Here is a 23,103-nt window from a genome sequence, read left to right on the forward strand (position 1 = left end):
TAAGATAAAGGATCGTTTCCTTAAGATGAAGGAATGCTTCCTTAAGATAAAGGAACGTTTCCTTAAGATGAAGGATCGCTTCCTTAAGATGAAGGATCGTTTCCTTGAGATATATTCTTATCAATAGAGGATGAAATGTTCCTCAATCCGTATCCGAAGTCGAATTTTGTTGAGTATTATGGCTTGTCATTTCGTTCAGATACGTCTCGATATGACGCTTTTTCTTTTCTTCCAGAATCTCGTCGGTGGCAATCAGGATACCCGTTTCTTCGACATTGCCGAACTCACGATTGATGGCTGTGCCGAATGTACGCATCTTGGGCGAAAGGCTCATATACGCACTTACCAGAGGAGGGACATTGATGCCGTATTTCCTCACTTCCTGATTTAACACTCTGAGATTGTCTTTGAAGTGATCGTGGCAGAAGAGTCGCTTCATCTTTTCTTCGTCCATTCCGGTCTTCAGCGGAGCAATGGGCTCAACCAATTGGTCGGGATCCGGGAAATGCAGGCGGAGAAAATATAGAATCATATCCCGCGCTTCCACGTTGTAGGTCGTGTACATCGTCACTTTTCCGTAGAAGTATTTCATGGCCGGATCGATGACTGTCAGCGCTCCTAATCCGTCCCACAAGTTATCGAGTACGAAAATGCCTTTGGATCGTCCGAGCGTTGCCTGATAATCGAGCGAAACGAACGAGCGTCCCAACTCGACGGTATAAGGCAGATAATCGACCAGAAAACGTTTCGAAAAATGAAACAGGTGCGCCGTAGCCAGAATCGGTTTTCCCTGCGTATCGTATTGCACATCCGACCCGAAGAGAAAGCGATAGCCTCCCAGTATTTGCTCGTCTTCCGGACTCCAGACAATCAGTTGGCGGTAGCCGCGCTCCATGGTGTCGAACTCGTCGATATCGGCAGCTTTTCCCGTACCTCCGCCGTAATGACGAAAAGCGATTTCGCGTTGACGCCCGATTTCGCGCATGACGTTCGGAGAGTCATGTGCCGTCACGATATAAATTTCGTTGTCCGATTTATTCGTTCGCCGCAATCGTTTTTCCGGTGTCAATTCTTTTTTCAGCAAGGCCGTTTCGACCGGCCGGATAATTTTCTGCATACGTTTATTTTTCGCTCAACTGATATACTTCCTGTTTGACCCATTTAGCCCATTCTGCGGGGTTCTTACTCCCGTCGAACGTTTGCCATGGGATTGGTTTTCCTATATAAACAGGGAATGTTTGATGTTTGTTCCGAAACATTTCGTCGGGCAAATAAAGCATTTCAATATTCATTTTGAAGCCCATTCGCTTGCGGATACGTGCCAAGCGATAGAAGAAGTCGGAGTTACGCCCTTCAAAGAAAACGGGCACTACGTCTCGATGATATTTGACGGCGTTTCGCACAAACGATTTTTTCCATTCCGTGTCTTCGATGCGTCCGTTTTGTTTGCGCGAACAGAGCCCGGCCGGGAAAGTGAGTATCTGACAATCCGATGCGAAGGCCTCATTCAGCTGTATGGCGGCTTCTTTCGTTTGAGCGCCATGCTTGTTGATCGGGATAAAAAGAGAGCGCAGGTTCGGGATAAACAGGAGCAGGTCGTTGACGAGGCAACGGATCTGTTCTCCATATCGTTTACCCAGCAGCGCTGTCAGACAAATGCCGTCCAGCCCGCCTAACGGATGGTTCGACACAAAGAGGTAACGTCCCTCCGGTGACGGCAAATGTTCTTCGCCGATGAGGCACATAGTCAGATCGAATTCGCGGATTAGCGCGTCCATGAAAGCGACACCGTCGAGGGCGGCATAGCGTTTGAGGATGCGGTTCAATTCGTCCTGATGAATCGTGCGGATCAGGTAATTCACGACACATGCGGGAATTTTTTTTGAAATTCGGGGCGCTTTCTCACGTAAGACAGTGCGCACATCGATGATTGGTGTTTGTGCTTCCATCGTCCGACAAAGATAAGCAGATGCCGTTTATAAAAGCACTTTTTCGCTGTTTTTTTATGTCTTTTCTTCGATGAGGAGGTAAGATGCAGATCCTGCAGGCGTGTCGTGGATTGGATATCAGTGTCGTTGTGTCAAATTTTCAGTGATGTCTGGAGGTTTCCGGAAGTATGTATTCTGCGGTGGCAACGTGTGTTCTGTCTACGGGGAAAGCGTTAAAAACGGAGAGATAACATCTTGCAAAAAAACTGCTTGTCGGAGAAAAACGGGACTGTTGAAAACTTTCCTTCTCGAATGGTTAGCAAATTCTTGAGAATGTGTACCTTTACGCCTCGTTAAGCGTGTTAGTGAAACGACTGTTTGCGGAATGGTATTGAGAATGAATAAAAAAGAAAGCACTTATCATATCCCGGCTTTGTTCGACGAAAGTCTGGACGGTTTAGCTGTTCAGCCTTCGGGTATTTACGTCGATGTCACTTTCGGCGGAGGCGGACACAGTCGTGGGCTTCTGAGCCGTCTGGGTGATGAAGGGAGACTCTACGGGTTTGATCAGGATGCCGATGCCGAAGCAAATATTCCGGACGATCAACGTTTTGTTTTTATTCGCAGTAACTTCCGTTATTTGTCCAATTTCCTTCGTTATCACGGCGTATCGCAGGTCGACGGGATTTTGGCGGATCTCGGTGTATCGTCTCATCATTTCGACAACGAGGAGCGGGGGTTTTCTTTTCGCTTCGATCAGGCTTTAGATATGCGGATGAACAATCGTGCGGGACAAACGGCCTTTGATATTCTCAATACGTATCCGGAAGAAAAACTAAGCGATCTGCTATATCGTTACGGAGAGTTGAAGGAGGCGCGAAAAATGGCCTCACTCATTGTTCGGTCACGTAGCGAGCATCCGATCGTGTCAAGTCAGATGTTGATCGAGTTGTTGCAACCATTCGTTCGTAAGGAGAAAGAGAAAAAGTTTCTGGCGCAGGTCTTTCAAGCCTTACGTATCGAGGTGAACGATGAGATGAATGCTTTGCGGGAGATGTTGCAGCAGGCCTTGAAAGTGCTGAAGCCGGGCGGGCGGTTGGTCGTTATCACTTACCATTCGCTCGAAGATCGGCTGGTAAAGCATTTTATGCGGAGTGGCAATTTCGAGGGGGAGAACAAACAGGATCTTTTCGGTAATCGGCTAAGTTCTTTTCGCTTGATAAATAATAAAGTGATAACGCCTTCGGAAGAGGAGACCGACAGGAATCCTCGTGCCCGGAGTGCGAAATTACGGATTGCAGAAAAAAACAACATGGCATGAGTGAAACAAACAAAATAAATCCGAAAAAGAAACGGCAGTTATCTCCGCTCTATATTTTGGGAGGAGGTATTCTGAAAGAAGATTTTATTGTCAGACATACGAAGCTGATCGTATTGATAGTCGGTTTGATGTTTGTATTTATTAGCAATCGCTATACGTGTTTACTCAAACTGCGCGAAATCGATAAGTTGCAGCAGGAGCTGAAGGATGTGAAATACGAATCGTTGGCCATTTCGGGACAACTGATCGGGAATAATCGTCTGTCACAGATTGAGTCGTTGGTAAAAGAAAGAAGGCTGGATTTGGAAAGTCCTCAGACACCTCCTTATATCATACAGAAATAAAAGTAGTATGGCGAGGTTTGAAAAAGAAGAAATGGAAGAAAAAGAGTCGGGTGACGGGCATGTTTTGACACGTTACCTGATTGTTGTGTTGCTACTTTTGCCGGTAGTAATCGGGATTCTTTTCTTTACTTTCAAGGTCGCTTTTGTCGAAAAAGACAAATGGAACAAAGTGGCCGAAAGTCAAAAAAAACCGAACCGATTAGTGAACCCTAATCGTGGAAATATCTATTCGGCCGACGGAAAACTGTTAGCAACCAGCGTGCCCCGATATTACCTGTACATGGATTTTCAAGCCAGCGGATTTCAAAAGGGGACCAGAAAATCGAAAGCCACCATCGATACGTTTATGCATTCATCGCATAACGGAATTGATTCCCTTGCCTACTATCTTTCACGCAAACTTAAAAATCGATCGGCAGCAGGTTATAAAGCCCATTTGCTGCGCGGACTCAAGTCGAAAAGCCGTCAATATCCGGTGTATGAAGGACGTGTTTCATATATTGATCTAAAGGAAATCCGTCAATATCCTTTTTTCCGGCTCGGCCGGAATGTGAGCGGACTTTACGAAAAAGAGATGGTACAACGACAGAAGTTGTTCGGTACGTTAGCTTCGCGTACTATCGGCGACATCTACAACGAGATAGAAACGGGGGGGCTCTCAAAAGGTAAAAATGGTCTTGAACTCGAATACGATACGCTGCTGCACGGTCAGGCGGGTTATAACTCCGTGATGCGCGTGGGAGGCCGGTGGACAAACGTGATTGCTCAGGAACCGGTCGATGGGTTGGATATCCAAACAACTATCGACACGCATATACAAGACTTGACCGAGAAGGCCCTGGTGAATAAACTGAAAGAATTGGATGCGGCTTCCGGCATTGCCGTGGTCATGGAGGTGCAAACCGGTGAAATTAAGGCGATATCCAATATGGAGCGTGTACGTCCCGGCGTCTATACCGAGACAAAAAATCATGCTGTGGCCGACGAAATCGAACCGGGCTCGACTTTCAAGGTGGCTGCCATGATGGTAGCCATCGAAGACGAGATATGCACTCCCGAGACGCTGATAGATGTTGGAAACGGGACCTATACCGTCAGCGGACGCACCATCAAGGATCATAATGCCCATCGAGGAGGATACGGAACGATTACGGCAGCTCAAAGCATTTGGTATTCTTCTAATGTGGGAGTCGCTAAAATTGTATTGAAAGGTTACGGCAGCCGCCCGAAAAAATTTACGGACGGCCTCAAACGAACCGGAGTAGACGCCGATCTCCGCTTGGAAATACCGGGGGCGGGACGTGCCAAGATACGTACACCCGAAAGCCGGAACTGGTCGAGACTGACTTTGCCGTGGATGTCGTTCGGCTACGAAGTGCAAATCCCGCCGATCAACACCTTGACTTTTTTCAATGCCATTGCGAACGACGGTAAGATGGTACGTCCCATGTTTGTGAAGAGTATCACTCATAACGGAAAAGAAGTCCAATCTTTCTCGACCGAAGTGATTCGTTCGTCTATATGCTCTTCCCGTACGTTGAAAATAATACAGGAGATGCTTTATAACGTCGTGAACTACAAAGACCCTGACGGGCGTCGTGACGGTACCGGTAAACCGGCCAAGTCGGATGTGGTAACCATAGCCGGAAAAACAGGTACGGCACAGATTGCCGCATCGAGTGCGGCGCATAATGTGTCGTTCTGCGGATACTTCCCTTACGAAAACCCGAAATATTCGTGTATTGTCGTTGTCTCGCGACCGCGTAACGGATCACCTTCGGGCGGGTTGATGGCCGGCACAATCTTCAAAGAAATTGCGGAGAAAACGTATTCGCATCAGATCACGTTGAATCTCCGTACCATCGCGAAAGAGGCGGGTCGCGTGGCGGTACCTGCCGTGAAGAACGGCGATGCACGCGCTGCGAAGTATGTGATAGAGGAACTGGATATTCACGCATCGTCGAAGCGAATCGCTTCCGAATATGCTATTTACGGGCGTAGTGCCGGAAAAGATACGCTTCGGGTAAGAGAACTGACAGTCCGCAAGGGATTGGTGCCGTATGTCGTGGGTATGGGAGCCAGAGATGCCGTATATGCATTGGAGAAATCAGGGCTTCGTGTCAGTCTTTCGGGCAGAGGACAGGTCGTTTCACAGTCTATTGCGCCCGGTCGGCAGGTCGTGAGGGGACAAACTGTCGAAATCGTATTAAAAGATTAAAGAAACAGAACAATGAAATTAAAAACATTAATAAAGCACTTACCTATAAAGCGCATTCAGGGTGATGACGTTTGCGAAATATCAGGCATTCATTCCGACTCGCGCCAAATAAGTAAAGGTATGCTCTTTGTGGCTGTCAGCGGAACGACTGTTGACGGACATGATTATATCGGAAAGGCCATAGAAAAAGGGGCGGGGGCGATTGTATGCGAGAAAATACCGGAACAGCTCGGGACATGCGACGTGCCGTTCGTTGTCGTTCCCGATACGGCTCAGGCCCTCGGCATGCTGTTGGATACATGGTATGACCATCCGTCGTCGAAGCTGACATTGATCGGGGTAACCGGAACAAATGGAAAAACAACTGTCGCAACGTTGCTCTATCATTTATTCGGCCGCTTGGGATACAAGTGCGGACTGATCTCTACGGTATGCAACTATATAGGTGAAGAAGCGATACCGACAACTCATACCACCCCCGATGCCGTGACGCTGCATGCGCTCGTCGCACAGATGGCTAAAGCCGGGTGCACCTATGTGTTCATGGAGGTCAGCTCACATGCCATCGACCAGCAACGTATCAGTGGACTGACCTATCGGGGAGGTGTTTTTACAAACCTCTCCCGCGATCATTTGGACTATCATAAAACGGTTGAACATTATCTGAAAGCGAAAAAAAGATTCTTCGACGATCTGCCGGCCGCTGCATTTGCCTTAACGAATGCTGACGAGAAATCCGGGATGGTGATGCTGCAAAACACGGTCGCAACGAAACGGACGTATTCGTTGCAAACCGTCGCCGATTTCAAAGGGAAAATACTGGAGACGCATTTCGAAGGGACAGAGCTTCTGATTAACGATAGAGAGGTTACCGTTCATTTTGTCGGCCGTTTTAATGCCTCAAACCTGCTGGCCGTCTACGGTACGGCCGTCAGTTTAGGACAAGATCCGGAGACGGTGCTCGTTGTGCTGAGTGATCTGCGCCCCGTCACCGGACGTTTCGAGACGCTCTCTTCCCCCCTCGGATATACGGCGATTGTCGACTATGCGCACACACCGGATGCTTTGACCAATGTATTGAACAGTATTCACGATGTACTACGCGGTAACGGACGCGTTATAACAGTCGTTGGCGCCGGAGGAAACCGGGACAAAGGCAAGCGTCCGCTGATGGCCAAAGAAGCCGCGAAACTTAGCGATCAACTGATTTTGACCTCCGATAATCCGCGTTTCGAAGATCCGGATGCTATCATAGAAGAGATGCTGGCAGGATTGTCACCTGTCGATTCGGAGCATACGCTTTGCATTACCGATCGTAAGCAGGCTATCAAAACCGCCACTTGTTTAGCGAAGAAAGGCGATGTGATTCTGGTAGCCGGCAAAGGTCATGAAGACTATCAGGAAATCAACGGGATAAAACATCACTTCGACGATCGCGAGATTTTACGAACTATTTTTGCGACTCAACATCCATAATATCACCATGCTTTACGAACTGTTTAACTATCTCGATCAACTTGATATTCCCGGAGCCGGCGTATTTAAATACGTCTCGTTCCGCTCCGTGATGGCGTTTATTTTGGCCTTGTTTATCTCGACAACTATCGGACGCCGGATCATCGACAAACTACAAAAATTGCAAATCGGAGAGGTTGTTCGCAATCTCGGTCTTGAAGGGCAGATGAGTAAGAAAGGTACTCCGACGATGGGAGGAATTATTATCATCATTGCGATCATTATCCCGATCCTGCTGTTTGCACGGCTTAATAATATCTATCTCATTATTATGCTAATCACGACCGTGTGGCTGGGGACTTTAGGCTTTGCCGACGATTACATCAAAGTCTTCAAAAAAGATAAAGAAGGGTTGCACGGGCGGTTTAAGATCGTTGCGCAGGTCGGTCTGGGGTTGATCGTGGGGCTGACGCTCTATTTCAGTCCGGACGCGGTGATCCGGGAAAATATGGAGATACGCAGTGCTTCGGAAAACACTCTCGAAGAAGTACGGTTTCACCCCGATATGATCAAATCGACCAAGACGACGATTCCGTTTGTCAAAAACAATAATTTCGATTATGCTGTTTTGGCAGAGTGGGCCGGAGATTACAAAACGGAAGTGACATGGATCATTTTTATCCTGATTACCATCTTTGTCGTAACGGCTGTTTCGAATGGTACGAACCTGACTGACGGTCTTGATGGTCTGGCGGCCGGCAGCTCCGCCATCATCGGGGTGGCGCTTGGTATATTGGCATATACTTCTTCGCATTTCGAGTTTGCCTCGTTCCTGAATATCATGTTTATCCCCGGAGCGGAGGAATTGGTGATCTTTGCTTCGGCATTTATCGGAGCGACAATCGGTTTCCTTTGGTACAATGCTTACCCTGCTCAGGTATTTATGGGAGATACGGGAAGCTTGACTTTGGGGGGAATCATCGCGGTCTTTGCCATCATCATCCATAAAGAGTTGCTTATCCCGATCCTTTGCGGCGTGTTCTTCGCCGAAACGCTTTCGGTCATGATTCAGGTAGCCTATTTCAAGTATACGAAAAAGCGATACGGCGAAGGAAGACGAGTATTTAAAATGACTCCCTTGCATCATCATTTCCAGAAACCGGGAAAGAGCGGCATACAAGCGCTGATACAAAAGCCGTATAATGTTATTCCCGAGTCTAAAATCGTTGTCCGGTTCTGGCTCATCGGAATTATTTTGGCAGCTGTCGCTATCATTACGTTAAAAGTGCGGTAATCATGAAAAAGCGAATGGTTATATTGGGAGCGGGAGAGAGCGGAGCGGGAGCTTCGGTGCTGGCTAAGGCGAAAGGTTTCGATGTGTTTGTTTCGGACTACGGAAGCATCTTGCCGAAATATAAACAGATCATGGATGAACGTGGGATTCTCTGGGAAGAGGGCGGACACACTGAGTCGGCCATCCTCAATGCGGACGAGATCATTAAGAGCCCCGGTATTCCGGATAAGGCACCTGTCGTGAGGAAGGCAATGGAGAGAGGTATCCCGATCATTTCCGAAATTGAATTTGCCGGGCGTTATACGGATGCGACGATGATCTGTATCACCGGAAGCAACGGCAAGACAACAACGACCTTACTTACCTACCATATCCTCAAAGAAGCCGGGCTGGACGTAGGGTTAGCAGGGAATGTCGGGAACAGTCTGGCGTTTCAGGTGGCTGAATCGCCGCATGCGTATTATGTAATAGAATTGAGCAGTTTTCAGTTGGACAACATGTATGAGTTCAAGGCCGATATTGCCGTATTACTGAACATCACGCCCGACCATTTAGATCGCTATCAGCATTGTATGCAGAACTACATCGATGCTAAATTTCGTATTCTCCGTAATCAGACAGAGAAAGATGCGTTTATTTATTGGAACGATGACCCCATCATCCGAAAGGAAATGGAACGGCATCGTCCGAAAGCAACAACGTATCCGTTCTCCGATACGTTTCATCCGGAGTTGAAAGGCTATATCAAAGAAAAACAAATGATAATCCAAACGTTAAACGGAACATTCACTATGGATCAAGAAGCAATCGCCCTCAGAGGCACGCATAACCTTTATAATACGATGGCTGCCGGCATCGCCGCGAAGATTCTGGACATCCGCGACGAGAAGATCAGAGCGTCTCTGAGCGGTTTCCCCGGTGTGGCGCATCGTCTGGAGATGGTTGCACGTATACGAGGCGTCGATTACATCAACGACTCGAAAGCGACCAACGTCAATTCGTGCTGGTATGCCTTGCAGAGCATCAATACCAGGATGGTGCTTATTCTGGGAGGTACGGATAAAGGCAACGATTATTCCGAGATTGAAGCGCTTGTATTAAAAAAGGTGCGTGCATTGATTTTTCTGGGAGTAGACAATCGGAAACTGCACGCCTTCTTCGATGGAAAGATCGCCCGGATAGAGGATGCCGGCTCGATGGAAGAGGCCGTAAACAAGGCTTACCGCTTAGCCGAGAAAGGTGATACCGTACTGCTTTCGCCATGCTGTGCCAGCTTCGATTTGTTCGATAATTACGAGGATCGAGGCGATCAATTCAAGAAGTGTGTACGTAACTTGTAATTCGTCAAGCAGGATGGCGCAAACGAATCTGACTAAAAAAGTGTTTCATGGCGACACATCGGTATGGATTATTTTCCTGCTGCTCTGTTGCTTTTCGCTCGTCGAAGTATTCAGCGCGACGAGTACACTCGCATATAAAACGTCGAACATCTGGATTCCGATCGTGAGGCATGCCTCTTTTCTCTTGGCAGGCTTTTTGATGATTCTGGGCATGGTACGTATTCATTACAGGTACTATTCTCTTGCGATCCTGCTGATGCCCCTCTCTATCCTGATGCTGGTGGTTACTCCCATCATCGGAGTTAGCGCCAACGACGCTTCACGATGGCTGGAGATCTTCGGCGTACAGTTCCAGCCGTCCGAATTCGGGAAGCTTGCCTGCATTGTCTATGTGGCTTTTCTGCTTAGCAAGCGCGGAAAATTTTCCGAGAAGGCGATCTTCCAATGGATTGTTGTCGGAGTCGGTATCATTTGCTTTCTGATTCTTCTCTACAATTTCTCAACTGCTTTTCTGTTGGGCATGGTGTGTCTGCTGATGATGTTTATCGGACAGATTTCGCTTGTTAGAATCGGGAAGCTGTTGTTATATTTACTTTTGGGCGGCGTGGTGCTTATCGCGGTTGCAACCATCGCTCCGAGAACGGTGGAAAAGTTCTTACCGCGTTTGGAAACGTGGAGCAATCGTCTGATCAAACATGCCGATGAAAGAGGAGAGGCAGAGAAAGAACAGACGGATAAAACGTATGTGATCACCGACGAAAACTATCAGGTTACACATGCCAAGATCGCAATTGCACGGGGCGGTCTCTTCGGTAAGATGCCCGGACGCAGCGTGCAGCGCGATTTTCTGCCGCAGGCTTATTCCGACTTTATTTTCGCCATCATCATCGAGGAACTGGGGGTTGTCGGTGGGATTGTCGTATTGCTGTTGTATATCATGCTGATGATTCGTGTCGGGATCATTGCCCGACGATGTGAAAAACTGTTCCCCAAATATTTGGTGATCGGTTGTGGGTTGCTGATCGTTATTCAGGCATTGACGAACATGGCGGTTGCCGTTAATCTGATTCCTGTTACCGGTCAGCCCCTGCCGTTAATCAGCCGTGGAGGAACGTCGACCATGCTGACATGTATCTACATAGGAATTATTCTTAGTGTAAGTCATTTTGGTGCAGGTATGGGACCGGAAGAAGAGGAGGATGAGGAAGAGGAAGAGGAAGAAGAAACGGATACGGAGGAATATGTAGAAAGTTCGTCGGAAAATCCTATATTCGCTGTCGAAACGATAGAACAAACAGGGGGACAGAGAGAGTATGAACAAATATAAAATCATCGTCAGCGGAGGAGGCACGGGAGGCCATATTTTTCCGGCCATATCGATTGCCAATATCTTGAAGCAACGTTTTCCGGAAGCGGAAATACGTTTTGTCGGGGCGGACAACCGGATGGAAATGGAGCGTGTACCGGCTGCCGGATATCCCATTGTCGGGTTACCGATTTGTGGCTTTGACAGAGCGCATTTGTGGAAGAATATCGAAGTGGTACGCAAATTGTTCAAAAGTCTTCGGATGGCTAAGAAGATTATTCGTGAGTTCCGTCCCGACATCGCGATCGGCGTCGGCGGTTACGCCAGCGGACCGCTACTTTGGGCGGCAGCTTCGGCAGGTATACCGACCCTTATCCAGGAGCAGAACTCGTATGCCGGCGTTACGAATAAGCTGTTAAGCAAACGCGCCTCTAAAATATGCGTGGCCTACGAAGGCATGGAGCGTTTCTTCCCTGCGGAAAAGATTGTTTTGACCGGCAACCCGGTACGGAAAGACCTTGAACACGGTCTCGAAAAAAGAGAAGAAGCATTCGGTTTCTTCCGGTTGAATCCTGCCAAACCAACCGTCTTGATGATCGGTGGAAGCCTTGGTGCACGTACGATGAATACCGGTATGTTGCACGGTCTGGACGATCTGATCGCTTCCGGTATTCAGCTCATTTGGCAAACCGGACGATATTACTACGAAGATATTAAGCGACTATTAGTGGGGAAAGATACGCGGGGGCTGCTTTGGTATTCTGACTTTATATCGCGGATGGATTATGCTTATGCCGCTGCCGACCTCGTCGTATCACGGGCCGGCGCCGGTACGATATCCGAGCTGTGTCTGCTCAAGAAACCGGCCATTCTCATTCCTTCTCCCAACGTGGCGGAAGATCATCAGACGAAAAATGCGTTGGCCGTAGTCGATCGGCAGGGAGCCGTTCTGCTTCCCGATAAAGAAGCCGGCACCCGCCTGGCTGATACGATTAAGGAACTGATGGCCGATACGCAACGTCTTCAGTCGTTCGGTGAACATATCGGGCAGCTGGCACAGCACGGAAGCGCAGAACGTATCGTCGACGAAATTGAAAAACTTATCCAAAAGCATTCATCATGAAGATAGACCAGATACAATCGATTTATTTTGTCGGTGCAGGCGGTATCGGCATGAGTTCCCTCATTCGTTATTTCCTCGCGAAAGGTTTTCGGGTGGCAGGGTATGACCGCACCCCTTCAAAACTGACAAAACATCTCTGCGACGAAGGCGCGGAGATTCATTATACGGATGATGCAGAACAAATTCCCGAGGCATTCAGGATGCCCGAGAAAACCCTCGTCGTCTATACTCCTGCTGTCCCGGACACGCATCGTGAGCTTACCTATTTCCGGTCGCACGGCTTCGAAGTCTTGAAACGTTCGCAGCTACTCGGGCTGATTACCCGCTCGGCGCGTGGAATTTGCATCGCCGGAACACATGGAAAGACAACCGTATCGTCCATGACGGCGCATTTGTTGAAGCAGTCGCATATCGACGGCAATGCTTTCTTGGGAGGCATTCTGAAGAATTACGACAGCAACCTGCTGCTTTCGGAGCACAGTGACCTGACGGTCATCGAAGCCGATGAGTTCGACCGTTCTTTTCATCATCTGACGCCCTATATGGCCGGAATCACTTCGGCCGACCCCGACCACCTTGACATATACGGTACGCCGGAGGCCTACCGCGAAAGTTTTGAAAAGTTTACTTCGTTGATCCGTCCCGGAGGTACACTCATCTTAAAAAAGGGAGTCGATCTCGTACCTCGTCTCCAAAACGATGTCACTCTTTATACTTACTCCGCATCGGATGAGACGGCCGATTTTCATGCCGAACAGATCCGTGTCGGAAACGGAGAAATCGTGTTCGACTTTGTGGGCCGCGACATTCGCATACCGGATATTTCGTTAGGAGTGCCGGCGCGTGTCAATATTGAAAACAGTCTTTTGGCTATTGCGCTGGCTTGGTTAAACGGAGTTCGTCCCGACGAAATTCGCGCGGCGATGCAATCATTCGCGGGGGTCGAACGGCGTTTCGATATTCGTTTGAAGAAGGAACATATCGTAGTGATCGATGACTACGCGCATCACCCGCAGGAGTTGCTGAACAGTATCGCGTCTGTCAAGGAACTGTATGCCGGGCGCAAAGTGACGGGCGTTTTTCAGCCGCATCTGTACACCCGCACACGCGATTTCGCCGATGAATTTGCATCAAGCCTTTCGCTTCTCGACGAGCTGATCCTGTTGGACATTTATCCGGCGCGTGAGGAACCGATTCCGGGGGTTACCTCGCAAATGATTCTCGACAAGGTGACGATTGCCGATAAACGATGCTGTACGAAAGAAGAATTGCCGGGCATCATCGCCAACGGCACGTATGAGGTACTTCTGATGCTCGGCGCCGGCGATATCGACCGGCTCGTAGAACCTGTCTGTCAAATATTGCAAAGCCGATGAAAAAAATCCTGTCCGTCATCGTAGCCGTGATGCTCTTTTGCTATCTTGTCTTTTCCGTTATCCTTATGAACGGAAAAGAAGAAGACGGCGTATGCCACCGGGTGACGGTCGTTGTTAAAGATAGTGCGGACAGGCATTTTATCGACAGACAGGATGTACTTTCCATCCTTAAACACACCTCGCTTTACCCGATCAATCAGCGTCTTCGAGATATCAATACCGAAACGATCGAGCGAAAAATAGCCGGCAATGAATTGATAGACCGTGTGAATGTATATAAAACGCCGTCGGGTAACATCCATATTGAAGTTACACAAAAAACACCTGTCTTACGCGTTTTCAGCACACAGGGGAGTTATTATATCGATGAACGCGGACATATCATGCCCGTCAGTCTGCGTTATGCAACTTACCTTCCGATTGCCAGCGGAAACATAGAAAAATCGTTCGCAACGACGGAATTATATAAATTTGCACTATTTTTGCAGAAACATGATTTTTGGAACAACCAAATTGAGCAGATTTATGTTTATCCCAATAAGGAAGTAGAGCTGATCCCGCGGGTAGGAGATCATCGCATATTTTTGGGCAGCTTTGATGACTTCAGGGAAAAAATGGATCATTTGCAGCTCTTTTATGAGCAGGCAATCCCCAAAGTGGGCTGGGAGAAATACAGGATTATTAATTTGAAATACAAAAACCAGATTGTTTGTACAAAAAAATAAACTTATGGTGACAGATTATATTGTAGCGATTTACTTGGGAACTTCTCATCTGGTCGGAATAATCGGGAAGAAAAATACTCAGGGAACATTTACGCTGGTAGCCGATGAGGTCAAAGAGTCGACTTTCTGCATTCAGCGCGGGTGCATCCATAATGTGGCAGAGACGGCGATTCGTATCAAGCGACTTATTTTGGAGCTGCAAAATAAACTCCCGAATTCCCGTATCGAGAAGGTCTATATCGGGATCGGAGGGCAATCTCTTCGTTCGATCGACCATTCCGAAGTGCGTACGATCAATGCCGATGCTTTCGTGACGGAAGAAGATATCCGAATCCTGAACAGCCAATGCGGGAACTATCATCCGGACATGCTTGACGTGCTGGCTATCGCTCCTCCGGTATACTATCTCGACGACAAGCGTACAACAAACCCGGTAGGCATCCCCTGCAAACGTATTGAAGCGCGATATAAACTGATTGTGGGGCAGCCGATCATCCGCAAATCCGTCATCAACAGCATCGAGAATCAGGCGCATATTACAGTCGCCGGCATTATCGTATCGCCTCTCGCCTTGGCCGATGCCATGCTAAGCCCCGACGAGAAAGAATTGGGATGTGCGGTGATCGACTTCGGCGCCGGTGTCACTTCCCTCGTCGTTTACAAGAACGGGGCGCTGAAACATTTGTCCGTAATCCCGCTGGGTGGCAATCTGATTACGCGCGACCTGACAAGTCTCCATCTCGTAGCCTCGGAAGCGGAGCGACTGAAAATCACGTATGGCGATGCCATGCCCGATAAGACCCAGGACGGAACAGTCTCCTTGGGAGCAATGGAAGGAACCGGCATGCGGGAGATCGATATGAGCGAGATCAATACCGTCGTTGAGGCGCGTGCCAAGGAAATTGTCGAGAATGTCTATGCACGGCTGGAAGAAAACGATTTAAAAGACGCATTAGGTGCAGGAATTGTACTCACGGGCGGTGCCTCGTCATTGAAAAATTTACAGGAGATGGTACGCGAACGTTTCAGACTGGATGTTCGCTATTCGGCGATTCGGAAAGGGCTGATCGAAAACGAAAACGATATGGTAGGCAACCCGCGATACATGAGTGCGATCGCCGTTCTGTTACAGGGGACGGAAAATTGTATCGAACTTCTCCACCAACAACGAACGACAGACTCCGATCCCGTGACGGAAGACGATCACGACTCGGAGCAGGAGGAGGAAGAGCCGGAGAAACCGGCTCCGAAGAAGCCTTCAAAACAGAAGAAAAGCACCCTTTTGGGCGGATTCGGAAAATTTGCCAAAGGATTTTTCGATGAAGATTAAACAGTAAAATAAACGCATACGATTATGAGTGATACGATATTACAATTCAATCTCCCGACAGATACGCGTAAGATCATCAAAGTGGTCGGTGTCGGTGGTGGCGGTGGAAACGCTGTCACGCACATGTATAAGGAGGGTATTCACGATGTTTCTTTCGTGCTTTGCAATACGGACAGTCAGGCATTGTCGCGTTCGGAAGTGCCGGTTAAGATTGCGCTGGGACGCACGGTGACCGAAGGTCTTGGTGCGGGAAATAATCCGGAGCGTGCCGAACTGGCGGCCAAAGAGAGCGAAGAAGAAATCTACGCGATGCTGAACGACGGTACGAAGATGGTCTTCATCACCGCCGGGATGGGAGGAGGCACCGGGACGGGGGCGGCTCCGGTGATTGCTCAAATAGCCAAAGATATGGGGATTCTGACGGTCGGTATCGTCACGATCCCGTTTCTTTTCGAAGGCCCGCCCAAAATCATTCAGGCCTTGAACGGCGTCGAAGCGATCAGCCGGAACGTGGATGCGCTGTTAGTCGTGAACAACGAGCGGCTGAACGAAATCTATGCCGATCTGACGATGCTCAATGCCTTTAAAAAAGCGGACGATACGCTGACCATCGCCGCCAAGAGTATTGCCGAGATCATCACGCTCGACGGAGTCATTAATCTCGACTTTGCCGATGTAAAGACGACCTTGCAGAATGGAGGCGTAGCGTTGATCAGCAATGGATACGGCGAAGGTGAAGGCCGGCTGGAGCAAGCCATTCAGGATGCGCTCCGGTCACCGCTGCTCAATAACAACGAGATCTCGAATGCCAAGAAGATTCTTTTCAATATCTCGTTCAGCAGTAACACTCAGGAGGCGGACGGCAACGAGCTGCGGATGGATGAGGTGCGCTATATGACGGAGTTTATGCATCAGTTCGGCGAAGACATCGAGGTGATCTGGGGAACGGCCATCGACGAGTCGCTGAAAGGAAAGGTTAAATTCACGGTGCTGGCCACCGGTTTCGATCTGGAATCAATCCCTGAAATCAAAGATATTCACGATAGTAAGCGCGCGCGTATGAGCGAAGCCGAGATCATGGAAGAGGAAGAACGTCTCCGGACGAAAGAGCGTGAAAAAGAACTGATCGAGAAATATTACGGCAAGAAACAGGGAAGCAAACGCGTTCCGCATAAGGTCATGCATGCGAGCATTGCCGTGCTGACGGCCAACGAGCTTGATGACGATGCGATCATCACCTTGCTGGAAGAAAATCCGACATACAGCCGCGACCCCAAGCTACTGCTTCGCGCCCGCAGCAAAAATGCCGGAGAGCATCAAGCCCACACGCCTGACACACAGTCCCCGCAGTCGGGTAAGCCTAAAATCAGTTTTAGAATAGGATAATCATTGACGCACGAACAATTTAAAATAAACAATATGAGTATATTCGATCAGGTTAGTAACGACATCAAAGCCGCCATGCTGGCGAAAGACAAAGTAAAACTGGAAGCCCTTCGTAATGCGAAGAAATACTTTCTGGAAGCCAAGACCGCTCCGGGAGCTGATGACCTGCTCACTGACGAAGCGGCATTGAAAATCCTTCAGAAGTTAGTTAAACAAGGTCGCGAATCCGCCCGCATTTATACCGAGCAGCATCGTGCCGACCTTGCCGAGGCAGAGTTGGAACAGGTGAAAGCGCTCGAAGGCTATCTGCCCAGTCAACTGTCGCCCGAAGCGCTTGAGGAAGAGGTGAAAAAAATCATTGCTCAGGTCGGTGCAACTTCACTCAAAGAAATGGGCAAGGTGATGGGGGTTGCTTCGAAAACCTTATCCGGTAAGGCCGAAGGCGGAGCCATCTCCGAGGTCGTGAAAAGGCTGCTCGCATGATTACTTTTCTTGGCTGCCTGGCCGCGCTGATTGCCGGATACTTTATTTACGGTGCGGTAATAGAACGTATCTTCGGGATAGATCCGCAACGTCGCACACCGGCTTATACACGCGAGGACGGAGTCGATTACATTCCGATGCCGACGTGGCGTATCTTCATGATCCAGTTCCTGAACATCGCCGGATTGGGGCCGATCTTCGGTGCCATTATGGGAGCGAAGTTCGGCACGGCTTCTTTCCTGTGGATCGTGCTGGGGAGTATCTTTGCCGGTGCGGTTCATGACTTTATGGCTGCCATGCTTTCGCTCCGTCACGATGGCGAGAGTCTGCCCGAAATCATCGGTCGTTACCTCGGAAAAGGTTGTAAGCAGTTTACCCGTGGATTTACGGTGTTATTGATGATCCTTGTCGGTGTCACTTTCGTGGCCGGACCGGCCGGACTGTTGGCCAAGCTCACCCCCGAACATCTGAACGTCACCTTCTGGATCGGCATCATCTTCATATATTATATTCTGGCCACGTTGTTGCCTGTCGACAAAATCATCGGAAAAGTCTATCCTCTTTTTGCGTTTGCGTTGATCTTTATGGCGATCGGCATTCTCGTCGCCTTGTTGATACGTTTTCCGGCTTTACCCGAACTGACAGACGGGCTGGCCAACACCAACCCGCAGGCCGATATGCTGCCTATCTTCCCCATCATGTTTGTCAGTATTGCCTGCGGAGCGATTTCCGGTTTCCATGCAACGCAAAGTCCCCTGATGGCACGCTGTATACGTACCGAGCGACATGCTCGCCCCGTTTTCTTCGGTGCCATGATTACCGAAGGAATTATCGCCCTGATTTGGGCGGCCGCAGCGACGTACTTCTTTCAGGAGAATGGTATGGGAGAGAGCAACGCTGCTATCGTGGTCGACAGTATCACGAAAGAATGGCTCGGGACATTCGGAGGATTGCTCGCGCTGCTTGGAGTCATTGCCGCTCCGATCACATCGGGCGATACAGCCCTTCGTTCCGCGCGGCTGATCATCGCCGACTTTACACACATCAGTCAGAAGCCTATCGCGAAGCGACTTCTGATCTCCGTTCCGATTTTTCTTGTCACATTCGGCATACTCATTTACAGCCAGAAAGATGCGGGAGGGTTCAATATGATCTGGCGCTATTTTGCGTGGACTAACCAGACACTTGCCGTTTTCACGCTCTGGGCTGTGACTGTTTATCTTGCCAAGACGGGTAAGGTATACTTTGTCGCACTGATTCCGGCGCTTTTCATGACGGCTGTCTGCACTACCTACCTGCTTGTGGCGCCCGAATGTTTCGGCTTGCCTATCGGACTGTCGCAGGCTATCGGTACCGGCGTGGCATTGCTCGCTCTGCTGCTCTTCTTTGTTCGCGGACGGACTTCGAAGGTTTGACTGATAACATACAAACAAAAAATTGTAACTTTGTAGGGGAAATGGCAAAAGCAGACTACATAGTATCGTTAATCAGAGCGCACTACAACAACGAACCCGAAAGGTTTACTACTGTTGCATTGCAGATCGCTGCCCATGAAGCCAAGTTGGGGCATACCGTTGTTGCGAGCGATATTAAAGCCATTATAGACAAGTCGAAGGAGGCCAAGTACAAAACAAAAGCATTTACTCCCGATTTGCAAGGGTTGATTCTGGAGAATGTTCCTGCCGTCAGACTGTCGGATATAATTGCTGCCGAAGATATTAAATCCAAAATCAACCGCATCATTTCCGAGTTCGTGCAGCGCGACAAATTGCGCAAGCACGATTTGGAAAACCGCAGAAAAATTCTGCTTTCGGGTCCGCCAGGAACAGGAAAAACCCTTACGGCTTCTATTATTGCCAATGAATTGAACTTGCCGCTTTATACCATTTTAATGGATAAAATGGTGACAAAATTTATGGGTGAAACAAGTGCAAAGCTTCGTCAAGTATTTGATCTGATTGAACAGCGTCAAGGTGTTTATCTTTTTGATGAATTTGATGCCATTGGTGGAGAGCGCAGTAGAGACAATGATGTGGGTGAAATGCGGAGGGTTTTAAATTCTTTTCTTCAATTTATTGAGCGTGACCATTCTGACAGTTTGATTATTTCAATTACCAACAACAAGGAGCTTTTAGATCAAGCCTTGTTCCGTAGGTTTGACGATGTTATTTTATATCACTTGCCAAGCTTGGAAGAAAAAGAGGAATTACTAAGAAATAGACTTTCGCAGTTTGCAAAAAAAATCGATTTTAAGGGTCTGCTGCCAAACATACACGAGCTTAGCCATGCTGAAATATCTCTTGCCTGCATTGATGCCATTAAAGAAACGATCTTGAATGAAAATCTGCAGATGAACAATGATTTAATCATAAAAGCGATCAAAGACCGTAATGCAGCGTATCACAAATAAAGATAAAAATGGGATATAGACACATCTTCATTCAAGGAAATGTAAGTAGCGAGAGATATCAACCCAACAGAGGAAGGGGACCAGAAGTACGTATACCTATTCGTGATAGAGAAATTCAAAGTCAAAGGCTCTTAAATCAGTTTGAGAGAATTTGGCAACAAAAAGAACAATTGCAACAACAACGTAGTGCCCAGCAAATCGCCACGAGAGAAGGAACATATATTCAGTTTACAAGTGCAGCAGACCACGACTTGATTACCAAAAGTCTGGAAGACTTTAAAAAAGGCATTCGATTGCTAAATGTTAGAGAAATTTCTGAAGAGAATCAAACACGGGTTAGAGCAACTGTTTACGTTCCCAATGGAAAAGAGGGACACTTCATTTCGAAAATTCAAAAATATCAACAGGAGGAAACTGCAAAAGGGGAACCTAAAAATGCGCCACTAGTCAATAGCATTGAAGACGTGAGTATAGCCTTATTGGAAGGTTTGTGGACAGATAATCTACAACTTATTCCAACACGGGACGCCAAATGGTGCGAAGTGTGGCTGAATGTAAACACAAAAGAAAACCAAGAACAGGAACAAATTAATCAGTTCTTTGAAACACTTAGAAGAATAGAGATAGAGTATAAATCCAACAGCATTATTTTCCCGGAAAGAGCCGTTTTATTGATATGTGCCAATCGAGAACAGTTGATTGAATTAATGCTCCAAAGTGATTTGTTAGCGGAATTCCGTGCGGGGCAAGAACCTGCAGGTTTTTGGGTAAACGAAAGCCGAATTGAACAACAAGCATGGGTTGAAGATCTCTTGCAAAGAAAACAAATTGTAGGGAGCAACGTAAAGGTTTGTTTGTTAGATACCGGTGTAAATAGCGGACACCAACTATTGCAACCTCTTATTGACAATGACAACACCCTGTCGGTTAACAATGCTTGGGGAACAAATGATCATGCTCCTGGCGCAGGGCATGGAACTCTAATGGCAGGTATTGCAGGTTATGGACAAATGGAACAGATACTTACTTCTTCTAATCCTGTTCCTCTTACGCATAAGTTGTGTTCTGTTAAAATACTTCCTTGCCAAGGACAAAGTCCACGGGAATTGTGGGGTGATATAACTTCACAAGGGATATCTATTGCTGAAATCCAAAATCCGAATATGGTTTTGGTGTATTGTATGGCGGTCACATCACAAAACGACACAGACAGAGGCAGACCCTCTTCTTGGTCGGGAGCAATAGACAATCTAGCTTACGGCGAGGGCGAAAATCAACGTCTGATAATTATTTCAGCAGGAAATGTGGCTAATGATGAATTGTGGCAAAATTACCCTGATTCAAACTTTATCACTTCGGTTCAAAATCCTGCTCAAGCGTGGAATGCTTTAGTCGCAGGGGCATATACAAACAAAATTCGAGTAACTGATCTAAACTATCAGAATTATAGACCTATTGCAGATGCAGGAGAACTTTCACCTTATAGTTCAACGTCATTAGTATGGGAAAGAAAATGGCCTATTAAACCAGATGTGGTATTTGAGGGTGGAAATTTACTACGAACACCTGATAATAGAGTTACAAGACACGAAGATTTGGAATTGTTGTCCACTTCAAAACAATTCAACATGGGGCAGCATTTTGATACTATTTACGCAACAAGTGCTGCGACTGCACAAGCGTCATGGTTTGCTGCAAAAATTGCTTATGAATATCCAAATGCTTGGGCAGAAACCATAAGAGGTTTGATTGTTCACTCTGCTAATTGGACTCCTGCAATGTTTAATCAACAAAATGTACAGCAAGGTCTTTCTCGTGCAAGTTTTAGAAATTTATTGAGAACTTTTGGCTTTGGTGTTCCCAATTTAGAACGTGCAATGTATAGTCAGGAAAGTGCGCTGACCTATATAGCACAAGAAACTATTCAGCCGTTTAAGTTCAGAGAAGGAAACAATACAGCCGAAACAAATGAAATTCATTTTTTTAATTTGCCATGGGCGACTGATTTGTTGTTGCAAATGGGAGAAATACTTGTAAAAATGAAGGTTACACTTTCTTATTTCATAGAACCTGGAGCCGGTGAAATAGGTTGGAAAGACAAATATCGCTACCAGTCGCACGGATTGCAGTTTGATGTAAACAAAGTAAATGAAAGTGAAGATGATTTTAGAAAACGTGTTAACATTGCGGCACGGGAAGAAAATGAAGAAATAAACAGAGATGCAGGATCAGGGGCCAATCGTTGGAGCATAGGAGCAAGTAACCGAAAAAATGGGTCTATACATTCCGATTATTGGGAAGGAACAGCGGCCGATTTGGCAACTTGTAACCACATAGCGGTTTTCCCTGTTATTGGTTGGTGGCGAGAGCGCCATCATTTAGGAAAAGTAGAAAATCAAACCCGCTATGCATTGATCATTTCACTTGAAACGCCTGCACAAGATGTTGAGCTATACACAACTGTTAAAAACTTAATTGAGGTGCCAGTGGAAATAAACACTCAATAAAGCACTATTAATGATAAGTCATTGCCAAAATGGAACTAAACGGCTTAGATTGAATGTCAGTGCTAAAAAACTTTGTCTTCGGCAATACTCCAAACTTCAAAAAAATAAAGAGATAGGACCAACAAATTTTTCTTTATCCATAAACCCGAAGATTAGATAAATATGATTGCCAAATAATTTCGAAATGGATAACGGCTCTACCTTTGTGTCTCTTTGGGTTGTGTCTTTTCGAAGAATACCATCCTATCCGTTTCCGTGGCTTACATTGAGCAGTATCAACCTATAGAGGTCTGAGAAAATCACTTTTTTGAGATGCTGTTTAAACCCAAATTACGCGATACACTGTTCGGCGTTTACCATTAATAATGGATGTGCGAATGTACAACAATGGTTATGTCAGGCTTACAGCCCTTCGCCGAGATGCGATGCCTTTTTCCCAACGCTTCGCATTGGGCTGAATTATCTCGCCCTTTTAGGGCTCTTTTTCAATGGTTAATTGTCAATGATTAATGGTTATTTGCCGGGTACATGATTCGGCGTGTACCACGCATAACCAT

The 23,103-nt window shown here is 47.4% G+C and carries 18 protein-coding genes; 16 read left to right on the forward strand and 2 right to left on the reverse strand.

Annotated elements, in window-relative coordinates:
- Positions 1–142: 142 nt before the first annotated feature.
- Both ACTTKA_RS07880 and ACTTKA_RS07885 read right to left on the reverse strand, forming a co-directional pair.
- On the reverse strand, positions 143–1,117 hold the full coding sequence (locus ACTTKA_RS07880; RefSeq protein WP_442724601.1) for a GNAT family N-acetyltransferase: 975 nt from the start codon (positions 1,115–1,117) through the stop codon (positions 143–145).
- A 4-nt stretch (positions 1,118–1,121) separates the two neighbouring features.
- On the reverse strand, positions 1,122–1,949 hold the full coding sequence (locus tag ACTTKA_RS07885; RefSeq protein ID WP_442724602.1) for a 1-acyl-sn-glycerol-3-phosphate acyltransferase: 828 nt from the start codon (positions 1,947–1,949) through the stop codon (positions 1,122–1,124).
- Positions 1,950–2,325: 376 nt separating this feature from the next.
- Between ACTTKA_RS07885 and rsmH the strand changes: the two genes are divergently transcribed.
- From rsmH to ACTTKA_RS07965, 16 genes are read left to right on the forward strand one after another with little or no spacing between them, the layout of a single operon-like run.
- Positions 2,326–3,249, forward strand: a complete 924-nt coding sequence (gene rsmH / locus ACTTKA_RS07890) for a 16S rRNA (cytosine(1402)-N(4))-methyltransferase RsmH (RefSeq protein ID WP_442724603.1) — start codon at positions 2,326–2,328, stop codon at positions 3,247–3,249.
- Positions 3,246–3,593: an FtsL-like putative cell division protein gene (locus tag ACTTKA_RS07895; protein ID WP_442724604.1), complete on the forward strand. Its 348-nt coding sequence runs from the start codon at positions 3,246–3,248 to the stop codon at positions 3,591–3,593. Before rsmH ends, ACTTKA_RS07895 begins: the two co-directional genes overlap by 4 nt.
- Positions 3,594–3,600: 7 nt before the next feature.
- Positions 3,601–5,811 (forward strand): penicillin-binding transpeptidase domain-containing protein, encoded by a 2,211-nt coding sequence (locus ACTTKA_RS07900; RefSeq protein WP_442724605.1) that lies wholly within the window; start codon positions 3,601–3,603, stop codon positions 5,809–5,811.
- Between the two features lie 12 nt (positions 5,812–5,823).
- On the forward strand, positions 5,824–7,287 hold the full coding sequence (locus tag ACTTKA_RS07905; RefSeq protein ID WP_442724606.1) for a UDP-N-acetylmuramoyl-L-alanyl-D-glutamate--2,6-diaminopimelate ligase: 1,464 nt from the start codon (positions 5,824–5,826) through the stop codon (positions 7,285–7,287).
- Between the two features lie 7 nt (positions 7,288–7,294).
- The gene (gene mraY, locus ACTTKA_RS07910; RefSeq protein WP_442724626.1) at positions 7,295–8,560 is read left to right on the forward strand and encodes a phospho-N-acetylmuramoyl-pentapeptide-transferase; all 1,266 of its coding nucleotides are present in this window, start codon (positions 7,295–7,297) and stop codon (positions 8,558–8,560) included.
- 2 nt (positions 8,561–8,562) lie between these two features.
- Positions 8,563–9,900: a UDP-N-acetylmuramoyl-L-alanine--D-glutamate ligase gene (gene murD / locus ACTTKA_RS07915; protein ID WP_074451407.1), complete on the forward strand. Its 1,338-nt coding sequence runs from the start codon at positions 8,563–8,565 to the stop codon at positions 9,898–9,900.
- Positions 9,901–9,913: 13 nt separating this feature from the next.
- A complete protein-coding gene (locus tag ACTTKA_RS07920; protein WP_442724607.1) occupies positions 9,914–11,227 on the forward strand; it encodes an FtsW/RodA/SpoVE family cell cycle protein in 1,314 nt (437 codons plus the stop codon).
- On the forward strand, positions 11,214–12,329 hold the full coding sequence (gene murG, locus ACTTKA_RS07925; protein ID WP_442724608.1) for an undecaprenyldiphospho-muramoylpentapeptide beta-N-acetylglucosaminyltransferase: 1,116 nt from the start codon (positions 11,214–11,216) through the stop codon (positions 12,327–12,329). Before ACTTKA_RS07920 ends, murG begins: the two co-directional genes overlap by 14 nt.
- Positions 12,326–13,705, forward strand: a complete 1,380-nt coding sequence (murC, locus tag ACTTKA_RS07930) for a UDP-N-acetylmuramate--L-alanine ligase (RefSeq protein ID WP_442724609.1) — start codon at positions 12,326–12,328, stop codon at positions 13,703–13,705. The genes murG and murC overlap by 4 nt, the downstream gene beginning before the upstream one ends.
- Positions 13,702–14,430 (forward strand): cell division protein FtsQ/DivIB, encoded by a 729-nt coding sequence (locus ACTTKA_RS07935; RefSeq protein ID WP_442724610.1) that lies wholly within the window; start codon positions 13,702–13,704, stop codon positions 14,428–14,430. Before murC ends, ACTTKA_RS07935 begins: the two co-directional genes overlap by 4 nt.
- Before the next feature lie 4 nt (positions 14,431–14,434).
- Positions 14,435–15,760, forward strand: coding sequence for a cell division protein FtsA (ftsA, locus tag ACTTKA_RS07940; RefSeq protein WP_442724611.1), 1,326 nt, complete (start codon positions 14,435–14,437; stop codon positions 15,758–15,760).
- A gap of 24 nt (positions 15,761–15,784) precedes the next feature.
- Complete coding sequence (gene ftsZ, locus ACTTKA_RS07945) at positions 15,785–17,146, forward strand: cell division protein FtsZ (protein ID WP_442724612.1); 1,362 nt, start codon at positions 15,785–15,787, stop codon at positions 17,144–17,146.
- 33 nt (positions 17,147–17,179) lie between these two features.
- Positions 17,180–17,629, forward strand: a complete 450-nt coding sequence (locus ACTTKA_RS07950) for a GatB/YqeY domain-containing protein (protein ID WP_442724613.1) — start codon at positions 17,180–17,182, stop codon at positions 17,627–17,629.
- Positions 17,626–19,044, forward strand: coding sequence for a carbon starvation CstA family protein (locus tag ACTTKA_RS07955; RefSeq protein ID WP_442724614.1), 1,419 nt, complete (start codon positions 17,626–17,628; stop codon positions 19,042–19,044). Before ACTTKA_RS07950 ends, ACTTKA_RS07955 begins: the two co-directional genes overlap by 4 nt.
- A gap of 41 nt (positions 19,045–19,085) precedes the next feature.
- On the forward strand, positions 19,086–20,039 hold the full coding sequence (locus tag ACTTKA_RS07960; RefSeq protein WP_442724615.1) for an AAA family ATPase: 954 nt from the start codon (positions 19,086–19,088) through the stop codon (positions 20,037–20,039).
- A gap of 8 nt (positions 20,040–20,047) precedes the next feature.
- Complete coding sequence (locus ACTTKA_RS07965) at positions 20,048–22,546, forward strand: S8 family peptidase (RefSeq protein WP_442724616.1); 2,499 nt, start codon at positions 20,048–20,050, stop codon at positions 22,544–22,546.
- Positions 22,547–23,103 lie beyond the last annotated feature (557 nt).

Origin of the sequence: Tannerella sp., from assembly GCF_052170195.1 — a bacterium.
Taxonomy (GTDB): domain Bacteria; phylum Bacteroidota; class Bacteroidia; order Bacteroidales; family Tannerellaceae; genus Tannerella.